At 71.0% G+C, this 442-nt stretch carries 1 protein-coding gene; it reads left to right on the top strand.

The annotated features are described in order from the left end of the window. Positions 1–442, top strand: a 442-nt coding sequence (locus PUR56_RS22735) for a polyketide synthase (RefSeq protein WP_329950270.1), incomplete at both ends; no start/stop codon positions are given.

Below are 442 nucleotides of genomic sequence, written 5' to 3'. Positions count from 1 at the left end.
GTTGTCGTCGGCGCGGGCTGCTTGTCGTCGGGAGCTGGCGGAGGTGCGGGGTACGGCGGTGACCCAGGTCGGTGCGTCGAACGGTCTGACGGCGCCGAACGGTCCGTCGCAGCAGAGGGTGATCCGGGCCGCGTTGGCGCAGGCGGGGTTGAACCCGCAGGACGTCGACGCGGTCGAGGCGCACGGCACCGGCACGACGCTCGGAGACCCCATCGAGGCCCAGGCCCTCCTGGCCACCTACGGTCAGGACCGTGACGGTGGTGACACGCTCTGGCACGGGTCGGTGAAGTCCAACATCGGGCACACGCAGGCGGCGGCCGGTGTCGCCGGCATCATCAAGATGGTTCTGGCGATGCGGCACGGGACCCTGCCCGCTAAGCTCCACGCCGACGAGAGTTCCCCGCACCAGGAGAGGGCTTCCGGCGCGGGGTCGCTGATGACG

Source organism: Streptomyces sp. BE303, assembly GCF_036290945.1.
In the GTDB taxonomy this organism is placed as follows: Bacteria; Actinomycetota; Actinomycetes; order Streptomycetales; family Streptomycetaceae; genus Kitasatospora.
The sequence above is the reverse complement of the archived record's forward strand: the minus strand, read 5'-3'. Positions and strand labels throughout refer to the sequence as shown.